The sequence below is a fragment of the Streptomyces sp. NBRC 109706 genome (assembly GCF_000974485.1).
Classification (GTDB): Bacteria; Actinomycetota; Actinomycetes; order Streptomycetales; family Streptomycetaceae; genus Streptomyces.
This window is the reverse complement of sequence record NZ_BBOM01000019.1, coordinates 1-10,428: the sequence shown is the minus strand read 5'-3', so window position 1 is coordinate 10,428 and position 10,428 is coordinate 1. Positions and strand designations below refer to the sequence as shown.

Sequence of the window (10,428 nt, the reverse complement as noted above, 5' to 3'; positions counted from 1 at the left end):
GAGCCCGAACCCCATCAGACTCAAGAACAGCCAACAACTCATCCAACGCATCCACATCACCAGAAACAATCGTCGCCGACGGACCATTCACCGCCGCAACCCCAACCCGACCCGACCAACCCACCAAACGCAACTCAACATCCACCACCGGCAACGCCACCGACACCATCCCACCCGAACCCGCCAACCCCCGCACCAACCGACTCCGCAACGCCACAATCCGCGCCGCATCCACCAACGACAAACCACCCGCCACATAAGCCGCCGCAACCTCACCCTGCGAATGCCCCACCACCGCCACCGGCACCACACCCACCGAACGCCACAACGCCGCCAACGACACCATCACCGCAAACAAAACCGGCTGCACCACATCATCCCGATCCAACCCCGGCGCACCCTCCACCCCCCGCAACACATCCACCAACGACCACCCCACCAAACCCTCAAACGCCACCCCACACGCCACCACCTCATCCCGAAACACCCCACTCGACTCCAACAACCCCCGCGCCATCCCCACCCACTGCGAACCCTGACCCGGAAACACCAACACCACACCACCAGAACCCACCACCACACCCTCCACCACACCCGACACCGCCACCCCACCCGCCAACCCATCCAACCCCGCCAACACCCCACCCCGATCAACCCCCACCACACACGCCCGCCAATCAAACCCCGCCCGCCCCACCGCCAAACCACGACCAACCTCAACCAACCCCAACCCCAACCCCGACCCCTCACGCAACAAACCAGCCAACCGCCCCGCCAACACCCCCAACGCCACCCCACCCCGCGCCGAAAGCAACAACGGAACCGGCAACGACTCGTCGGGCCGCTCGGGGTCCGCCGGCCGGGGTTGCTCCCATCCGGTCAGCACCACATGGCAGTTGGTGCCGCCCATGCCGAAGGAGCTCACGCTGGCGGTGCGCGCCCCCTCGTCGGCGGGCCAGGGCGACAGCTCGGTCTGGACGCTCAGCCCGAGGTCGTCGAGGGGGATCGCGGGGTTCGGGCTGACGAAGTTGAGGCTGGGCGCGAGTTGGCCGTGACGCAGTGACAGCACGACCTTCAGCAGCCCGACGGCACCGGCGGCGCCCTCCAGATGGCCGATGTTGGTCTTGGCCGATCCGACTCGCAGGGGACGGTCCGCCGGCCGTCCCCTGCCCAGCACGGCCCCGAGGGCGCGCGCCTCGACGGGATCGCCGACCACCGTTCCGGTGCCGTGCAGTTCCACATACTGCGCCTGCTCGGGCCGGATGCCGGCGTTGCGGTACGCGGTGCGCAGCACCTCGGCCTGGGCGTCGACATCGGGCGCGGTCATGCTGGCCGCGCCGCCGCTGTTGACGGCGCTGCCCCGGATGACGCAGTAGATCTCGTCGCCGTCGGCGACGGCCCGGGAGAGGGTTTTGAGCGCGACGACGACACCGCCCTCGCCACGGACATAACCGTTGGCGCGGGCGTCGAAGGTGTAGCAGCGGCCGTCGGGCGAAAGCGCGCCGAGGGCGGCCGCGGCGACGGCGCTCTCGGCGGCGATATTGAGATGGACGCCGCCGGCGAGCGCGAGCGTCGACTCGCCGCGCCGCAGGCTCTCGCAGGCCATGTGCACGGACACCAGTGACGAGGCCTGCCCGGCGTCGACGGTCATGCTCGGGCCACGCAGCCCGACGGCATAGGAGATCCGGTTGGCGATGATGCCGCGCTGCACGCCGGTCAGCGAGTACGGTCCGACGGCGGTGAGGCCGGCGCGGTGGGCGAGGGTGGCGTAGTCGTTGTTCATCACGCCGACGAACACACCGGTCTGGCTGCCGGTCAGCCGCTGCGGGACGATGCCGGCGTCCTCCAGGGCCTCCCAGCTCAGTTCCAGCATCAGCCGCTGCTGCGGGTCCATCGCCGCCGCCTCGCGCGGCGAGATACCGAAGAACTCGGGGTCGAACTCGTCGACGCGGTCCAGAAAGCCACCGCGGCGCACGGCCAGGTCCCGCTCCGGATCGTCCTCGGAAAAGTCCCAACGGTGTGCCGGGATCTCCCCGACGGCGTCGACTCCGTCGCGCAGGAGCCGCCAGAACTCTTCCGGGGTGGGGGCGCCGGGGAGCCGGCAGGCCAACCCGACCACGGCTACCGCTTCATGCATTTCGGCAGAGATGTCAGGCATGGAAACTCGAACCACCTCGAATGCGCCATGAATACCGCTGCCATAAACCGGGTCGGTATCAGACCCTAGCCAGGGCCTCTCAGCGCACCAACCCCTATGCGATCCTTACCAGGCCCCTATACGCCTTCAATGAGGCTTTCGAACCGGTGACACCGCCTTGTGCTGCGATGCCGGTGCCGGCTTCCGCCGATGGCCGCCTGTCACAGCAGGATCCCGCGCGTTGACGGACCGCGTTCGGGGAGGCCCGATACGGGTGGTGGCCAGCATGGGTTAGGGGTTCACGGTAGGGGCGTCGCGCCGGGTAGAGTCCTTGAGCGGTGCCGCCGCTCCCCCGCTGCCGGGAGCGCCAGGGATCCAAACTGTCCGCCCCCGGCCGGGCGTTCGTCCTCCGTGGCGGACCAGCCACGCTGCCGCCGACCGACCGATGGGACCGCTTCGGGGCCGCCCCTCGGGCCTCGCCTCTCGGGCCGGAAGGCAGCGCCGCCGCATCGCCATGGCATCGCCGGAAACCGGCGAGGAAGCCACCGACCCGTCCGACGCCGTCACGGAGAATACCGGTCCTCTGACTCGATCCTGGTATTCCGTCATTCGCCGGGAATTCATTTTCCGATGCAATCAGGGGTCGGCTAGGGGTTGCCGAATCAACGCTTTCCCCTCCTAATATCATTCCGGTCTCCGTTCTCCGCAGCTCGGGCTGCAGGGTCACTGCGGGCTGTTGGGCTTTGGCTTGACATTTCTATCCACTGCCCCGGAAGTAAGGTGGATTCGGGTGGAGAATGAAGAGAAGTACGTCGAGTACCTGAAGCGCGTGACCGCGGACCTCCGCCGCACACGCAGCCGCCTGCAGGCGGCGCAGGACCGGGAGAGCGAACCGATCGCCATCGTCGCGATGGGCTGCCGCTTTCCCGGCGACGTGCGCTCTCCCTCCGACCTGTGGCGTCTGGTCAGCACCGGCGGCGACGGCATCACCCCCTTCCCTGGCGACCGCGGCTGGCCCACCGGGGCGCTCAACGGCGCTGCCGCCCTGGGTGGGTTCGTCCAGGACGCGGACGAGTTCGACGCCGATCTGTTCGGCATCTCGCCGCGCGAGGCCCTGGCCATGGATCCGCAGCAGCGGTTGCTGCTGGAGGCGGCCTGGGAGACCTTCGAATCGGCCGGGATGAACCCCCGTTCGCTCCGTGGCCGCAGCGTCGGTGTCTTCGCCGGCGCCTCGCCGTCCGGCTACGGCAGCAACGGTGTCGCCGGGGCCGAGGGGCACCTGCTGACCGGCACGGCGAGCAGCGTGATCTCCGGTCGTGTCGCCTATGTCTATGGCCTCGAAGGCCCGGCGGTCACCGTCGACACCGCCTGTTCGTCATCGCTGGTCGCCCTCCACCTGGCCGCCCAGGCGCTGCGTTCCGGCGAATGCGATCTGGCGCTCGCCGGCGGTGTCACGGTGATGGTCACGCCGGCCGCCTTCGCCGAGTTCGACCGCCAGGACGGCCTCGCCGGCGACGGCCGCTGCAAGTCCTTCGCCGCGGCGGCGGACGGCACCGGCTGGGCCGAGGGCGTCGGCCTGCTGCTCGTCGAACGGCTCTCGGACGCCCGGCGCAACGGGCACCAGGTGCTCGCCGTGATGCGCGGCAGCGCCGTCAACCAGGACGGCGCGTCCAACGGCCTGACCGCGCCCAGCGGCCCGTCGCAGCAGCGGGTGATCCGGCAGGCCCTCGCCAACGCCCGTCTGACGGGCGCCGATATCGACGCGGTGGAGGCGCATGGCACGGGCACCCGCCTGGGCGACCCCATCGAGGCCCAGGCGCTGCTGGCGACCTACGGCCAGGACCGTGGCACGCACGGCGAACCGCTGTGGCTCGGTTCCATCAAGTCGAACATCGGCCACACCCAGGCGGCCGCGGGCGTCGCCGGCGTCATCAAGATGGTCATGGCCCTGCGGCACGGGGTGCTTCCGTCGACCCTGCATGTGGACGAGCCCTCGCCGCAGGTGGACTGGTCCGAGGGCGCGGTGGAGCTGCTGACCGGGAACCGGGAGTGGCCCCGGACGGGTCGTCCACGGCGCGTGGGTGTGTCCTCGTTCGGCATCAGCGGCACCAACGCGCATGTGATTCTGGAGCAGGCCCCCGAGCCGGAGACGGAGTCCGAGCCGGAGCCCGGGCCGGTTGCTCCGCCGTGGCAGCTGCCGTGGCTGGTGTCGGCCAAGTCCGAGGCCGCGCTGCGGGGACAGGTCGCGCGGTTGCGGTCGTTCGTGGGCGAGCGGCCGGAGTTGGATCCGGTGGATGTGGCCTGGTCGCTGGCGACGGCCCGGGCTTCGCTTGAGCACCGAACCGTCCTTCGCGGTGCTGGGGACGCGCTGACCACGCGTGTCGCCGGCGAGGGGCGGACCGCTTTCCTCTTCACGGGGCAGGGTGCGCAACGCGCCGGTATGGGCCTGGGGTTGTACGAGGCGTTCCCGGTCTTCGCCGAGGCGTTTGACGCGGTCCGCGCGCGGCTCGATGCGCGGTTGGAGCGGCCGCTGCGTGCGGTCCTGACCGATGGCGTGGGTCTGGAGCAGACGGGGTGGGCGCAGGCGGGCCTGTTCGCTCTCGAAGTCGCCCTCTACCGGCTGGTGGAGTCCTGGGGCGTGGTCCCGGATGTGCTGCTCGGCCACTCGCTGGGCGAGATCACCGCCGCCCATGTCGCCGGGGTCCTCTCCCTGGACGACGCGTGCGTGCTGGTGGCCGAACGAGGCCGGTTGATGCAGGCGCTGCCCGCAGGTGGCGGGATGCTCGCCGTCCAAGCCGCCGAGGACGATGTCGCCGATTCGGGGCTTGATGTCGCGGCGGTGAACGGCCCCCGTTCGGTGGTGCTCTCCGGGGACGTCGCGGCGATCGAACGCTATGCGGCGGAGTGCACCGAGCACGGCTGGCGGTTCAACGTTCTATCGGTGTCGCATGCGTTCCACTCGGCCCTGATGGAGCCGATGCTGGATCAATTCGCGAGCGTTCTGGCCCGGTTGACGTTCAACCCCGCCCAGATCCCGATCGTTTCCAATCTGACCGGCGCGGTCGCGAAACCCGGGCTGATGCGGGAGCCGGAGTACTGGCTCAGGCAGGTCCGTGGAACGGTCCGCTTCGCCGACGGGGTCACCGCGCTCGAAGCCATGGGCGTGACCCGTTACCTCGAACTGGGCCCCGACGGAGTCCTGTCCGGCCTGGCCCAGGAGACCACCGTCGCCGACGCGACCTTCGCCCCGCTTCTGCGCGGGGACCGCGACGAGGCCGACACCGCCCTGACCGCGATCAGCCGCCTCTGGGCCGCCGGCGCCGATATCGACTGGACGAAGGTGTTCGCCGGCTGTGGCGGGCGGGTCGTCGAGCTGCCGACCTACGCCTTCCAGCGGGAACGGTACTGGCCGGAGGATTCGGTGCCGGCCGATGCGGGCGGCGGTCTGGTCGACGCCGCGTTCTGGGATGCGGTGGAGCGCGAGGATCTGGCAGAACTGGCCGGTCTCGAGTCGGCGTTGCCCGCGTTGTCCGCGTGGCGGCGGCGCCACCGGGAACGTTCCACGCTCGACTCCTGGCGCTACCAGATCACCTGGAGGCCGCTGGACGGCCCGTCGCCGTCGATGTTGACCGGCGTATGGGCGGTGGTGGGCCCCGAGGACGCGGAGGTGTCGGCGGCGCTCTCCGCAGCGGGCGCCACCGTGGTCAACGTTCCGGCCGAGGACGTGTCCGGGCTGCCCGAGGTTGCCGGTGTGGTGTTGGTGGCCGGTGGCGTGGCGGAGACCTTGGCGGTGGTGCAGGCCCTGGACGAGGTGTCGGCGCCGCTGTGGGTGCTGACGCGGGGCGCGGTGTCGGTGGGCGCCTCGGACCGGCTGGCGGACCCGGGGCTGGCGGCGGTGTGGGGTCTGGGCCGGGTCGCGGCGCTGGAGTTCCCGCAGCGCTGGGGTGGACTGGTCGATGTCCCGGCCGAGTTGGACGCGCGAGCGGGCACCCGGCTCGCCAGCGTTCTGGCCGGCGGCGCCGGCGAGGACCAGGTCGCGGTGCGTGGTTCCGGGGTCTATGGCCGGCGTCTGCTCCGCGCGGTACCGGCCGGGGTGGTGGATGACGCCTGGCATCCGGCGCCGTCGGGAACGGTGCTGGTGACGGGCGGTACCGGGGCGCTGGGCGTGGAGGTGGCCCGCTGGCTGGCGGGCCGTGGCGTGCCGCATCTGGTGCTGACCAGCCGGTCCGGGGTGGCGCCCGACGGCCTGGTCGAGGAACTGACCGGGCTCGGCGCACGGGTGACGGTTGTTGCCTGCGATGTGGCCGACCGGGACGCCCTCGCCGCCGTGGTCGGTGATGTGCCGGCCGAGTGGCCGTTGACGGGTGTCGTTCATGCGGCCGGGATGTTGGACGACGCGACCTTGGACGGCCTGTCGCCGGAGCGTCTGATGTCGGTGATGACGCCGAAGGTGGACGGTCTGCTGAACCTGGACGCGGTGACGGCGGGCCTGCCGTTGGAGTGGCTGGTGGTGTTCTCGTCGATGGCGGGGACGGTGGGCAGCGCCGGGCAGGGCAACTACGCGGCGGCAAACGCGTGGGTCGACGCCTGGGTGCGGCAGCGGCGTGAGCGTGGGCTGGTGGGGACGTCGATCGCGTGGGGTCCATGGGCTGAGGGAGGGATGGCGACCGACGGGGTCGTGCTGCGGCGGTTGCTGCGTGGCGGGGTACGACCGTTGGATGTGACGCTGGCGTTGCGGGTGTTCGCCGAGGCGGTCAGGTTCGGCGGTACGGATATGACGGTGGCGGACATCGACTGGGAACGGTTCGCACCAGCAATCGCCTCGGTCCGTCCCGGCGCACTGCTGTCGGACCTTCCGGAGGCGGCCGACGCCCTCAGGTCCACGCCGGACCAGGCTGAATCCGGACTGCGGGAGCAGCTTGCCGGTGTGCCGGAGGACAGGCGCCGCCAGGTTCTGCTGGATATGGTCCGGGCCCAGGCCGCCGCCGTGCTGGGGCACGCGGACGCGCAGGCGGTGGAGCCGGGTCGCGCGTTCAGGGACCTGGGCTTCGACTCACTGACGGCCGTCGAGCTGCGCAACGGGCTGGCCGCGGCCACGCGGCTCTCGTTGCCGACCACCCTGGTCTTCGACCACCCGACGCCCGACGCCCTCGCCGACCACCTGCACGCGGAACTGGCCGGCGCGGGTGTGGCGACGTTGCTGCCGGCGGGCGCGGTGGTGACGTCGGCGGCGGTGGACGATCCGCTGGCCATCGTGGGGATGGCCTGCCGTTTCCCCGGCGGGGTCACATCGCCCGAGCAGTTGTGGGATCTGGTGGCCGGTGGGGTGGACGGACTGTCGGTGTTCCCGAACGACCGGGGATGGCCGGCGGAGGCGTCCGGGATCAGCGGCGGAATGGGTGGTTTTGTCACCGACGCGGGCGAATTCGACGCGGGACTCTTCGGGATCTCTCCGCGTGAGGCGCTGGCCATGGATCCGCAGCAGCGGCTGCTGCTGGAAACCGCATGGGAGACATTCGAGTCGGCGGGGCTGGACCCGCGCTCCCTGCGGGGCCGAAACGTGGGCGTCTTCGCGGGCACCAACGGTCAGGACTACGCACATGTACTGGCCGTCTCCGACGAGCGAGGCGACGGCCACGCGGCCACGGGCAACTCGGCGGCGGTGCTGTCAGGGCGGGTCGCGTACACCTTCGGCCTTGAGGGCCCGGCCGTGACGGTGGACACGGCGTGTTCGTCGTCGCTGGTCGCGCTGCACTGGGCGGGGCAGGCGCTGCGGGCCGGGGAGTGCGAACTCGCCCTGGTCGGTGGGGTGACGGTGATGGCGACGCCGGGCGCGTTCGCCGAGTTCGACCGGCAGGACGGCCTGGCCTCCGACGGCCGCTGCAAGGCGTTCGCCGCGTCGGCCGACGGCACCGGCTGGGGCGAGGGCATCGGCCTACTGCTCGTCGAACGGCTCTCGGACGCCCGACGCAACGGTCACCGGGTCCTTGCCGTGGTGCGGAGTTCGGCCATCAACCAGGACGGTGCGTCGAACGGTTTGACGGCGCCGCACGGACCGTCCCAACAGCGGGTGATCCGGCAGGCGTTGGCCAATGCGCGGTTGACCGGTGCCGATGTCGATGCGGTGGAGGCGCATGGCACGGGCACCCGCCTTGGCGACCCGATCGAGGCCCAGGCGCTGTTGGCGACGTATGGGCAGGAGCGGGGTGCGGGTGGGGAGCCGTTGTGGTTGGGGTCGGTGAAGTCGAATATCGGTCATACGCAGGCGGCTGCGGGTGTGGCGGGTGTGATCAAGATGGTGTTGGCGTTGCGGCATGGGGTGTTGCCGGAGACGTTGCATGTGGATGAGCCCTCGCCGGCGGTGGACTGGTCGGCGGGCGCGGTGTCGTTGTTGAGGGAGGCGCGGGAGTGGCCCGAGGTGGGTCGTCCGCGTCGGGCGGCGGTGTCGTCGTTTGGGATCAGTGGGACGAACGCGCATGTGATTTTGGAGGAGGCGCCTGGGCTTGACTCTGAGCCGGTTACCGAATCCACGGTTGGTTGGTCGGGGTTGGTGCCGTGGGTGGTGTCGGCGAGGTCGGCGGTGGGGGTGCGGGGGCAGGTGGCGCGGTTGCGGTCGTTTGTGGACGGGCGGCCGGAGTTGGACGCGGTGGATGTGGGGTGGTCCCTGGCCACGACGCGGGCGGCGTTGGAGCACCGGGTGGTGCTTGATGGTGATGGGGAGTTGGCGTCGGGTGCGGCTGGGGAGGGTCGGGTCGCGTTTTTGTTCACGGGGCAGGGTTCGCAGCGGGCGGGGATGGGGTTGGGGTTGTATGAGGCGTTCCCGGTGTTCGCCGAGGCTTTTGACGCGGTGTGTGCGCGGTTGGATATGCGGGGGGAGCGTCCGCTGCGTCAGGTTCTGACCGATGGTGTTGACCTGGATCAGACGGGGTGGGCGCAGGCGGGCCTGTTCGCCCTCGAAGTCGCCGCGTTTCGGTTGGTCGAGTCCTGGGGGGTGACCCCGGATGTGTTGTTGGGGCACTCGTTGGGTGAGATCGTCGCGGCGCATGTTGCGGGGGTGCTTGATCTGGATGACGCGTGTGTGTTGGTGGCGGAGCGGGGGCGGTTGATGCAGGCGCTGCCGTCGGGTGGCGGGATGCTGGCGGTCCAGGCGAGCGAGGCGGATGTCGCCGGCTCCGGTTTGGATGTTGCGGCGGTGAATGGGCCTCGTTCGGTGGTGTTGTCGGGGGATGTGGCGGCGGTTGAGCGGTATGCGGCGGAGTGTGGGGAGCGGGGTTGGCGGTTCAATGTGTTGTCGGTGTCGCATGCGTTCCATTCGGCGTTGATGGAGCCGATGCTGGACGAATTCGCCACTGTTCTGGCCGGGTTGACGTTCAACCCCGCCCGCATTCCGATCGTTTCGAATCTGACGGGTGCGGTGGCCGAGCCGGGGTTGTTGCAGGAGCCGGAGTACTGGCTCAGGCAGGTCCGTGGGGCGGTGCGTTTCGCCGATGGTGCTGCGGCGCTGGAGGCGATGGGCGTCACGCGATACCTGGAGTTGGGTCCGGACGGGGTGCTCTCCGGTATGGCCCAGGAGACCGTTGCCGAGGGCACGTTCGTCCCGTTGTTGCGTAAGGACCGGGAGGAGACCGAGAGTGCGCTGACGGCTATCAGCCGCCTGTGGGTGGTGGGTGTCGAGGTCGACTGGTCGGGTGTGTTTGCTGGTTGGGGTGGGCGGGTTGTTGAGCTGCCGACGTATGCCTTCCAGCGGGAACGGTACTGGCCCCAGCCCGGGTTGATCAGCGGGGATGTCGGGGCGCTGGGCTTGGCGGGTGCCGAGCACGCGTTGCTGGGGTCGGTGGTCGTACTGGCCGACAGCGACGGAGTGCTACTGACCGGCCGGCTGTCGACAAGCGGGCAGCCGTGGCTGGCCGACCACGTTGTACTCGGTCAAATCGTCGTCCCTGGCACGGCGTTGGTGGAGATGGTGCTGCGGGCCGGTCAGGAGGTCGGCTGCGGACAGGTCCGCGAGCTGGTGCTGCACGCACCGCTTGGGCTGCCGGAGTCCGGCGGCACACAGGTGCAGGTCCGGGTCGAGGCCCCCGACGCCTCAGGCGACCGCCCCGTGCATATCCACGCCCGCACCGAAGGCACCGACACATGGATCCTGCACGCCTCGGGCTTCCTCGCCCCCTCCGAACCCCAAGCACCATCGTTCGACCTGTCCGAGTGGCCGCCGGAGGGCACGGTCGCGGTAGACGTCGAGGGGTTCTATGACGTCCTCGCCAGCGGCGCCGGCTTCGGCTACGGCCCGA

At 70.3% G+C, this 10,428-nt stretch carries 1 protein-coding gene and 1 pseudogene; one reads left to right on the top strand and one right to left on the bottom strand.

Translation table 11 applies throughout. The features are described 5' to 3' along the window. Positions 1-2,137, bottom strand: a 2,137-nt coding sequence (locus AOM46_RS31250; RefSeq protein WP_234314162.1) for a type I polyketide synthase, incomplete at its 3' end; no start/stop codon positions are given. Positions 2,138-2,966: 829 nt separating this feature from the next. On the opposite strand from AOM46_RS31250, the pseudogene AOM46_RS31245 reads away from it, so the two are divergent. Further along, a pseudogene (locus AOM46_RS31245) lies at positions 2,967-10,428 on the top strand (type I polyketide synthase); the annotation flags it as partial.